1 protein-coding gene and 1 pseudogene are annotated in these 388 nt (G+C 62.1%); both read left to right on the forward strand.

All coding sequences use genetic code 11. The annotated features are described in order from the left end of the window. A pseudogene (locus EOA79_RS32510) lies at nt 1–226 on the forward strand (ClpXP protease specificity-enhancing factor SspB); the annotation flags it as partial. A 9-nt stretch (nt 227–235) separates the two neighbouring features. Then, nucleotides 236–388 (forward strand): DUF4169 family protein (locus EOA79_RS32515; RefSeq protein ID WP_128293725.1); only part of this gene is annotated, 153 nt, incomplete at its 3' end.

A 388-nucleotide genomic window follows, 5' to 3' on the forward strand; every position in this document is an offset into this window, starting at 1 on the left:
CTATGACCCATCAGTGAATTTCGAACTCGAATTCGACGTCAAGGCGGACAACGCCGCGGAAGACGACGACGCCGCGCCGGCCCCGGAGCTGCCGATCGCGGTCGTGACCGAAAAGAAACCGGAATCGAAGAAAAAGGCCACCGAGGCCGAGAAGAAGCCGGCTGCCGCCGATACCGGCGGCAAGGGTGCCGAAGTGGTTTCGCTCGACGCCTTTCGCAAGAAGTGAGCCGGGGAAATGGGCGAGGTCGTCAATCTCCGCCAGGCCCGCAAGCAGAAAGCGCGCATCGAGAAGGAACGCCTGGCCAGGGAAAACCGGGCATTGCACGGCCGTTCCAAAGCCGAGCGCGAGCGTGACCGGCTGACGTCCGACATGAGGGAAAAATTCATG

The sequence above is a fragment of the Mesorhizobium sp. M1A.F.Ca.IN.020.03.2.1 genome (genome assembly GCF_004023205.1).
Classification (GTDB): domain Bacteria; phylum Pseudomonadota; class Alphaproteobacteria; order Rhizobiales; family Rhizobiaceae; genus Mesorhizobium.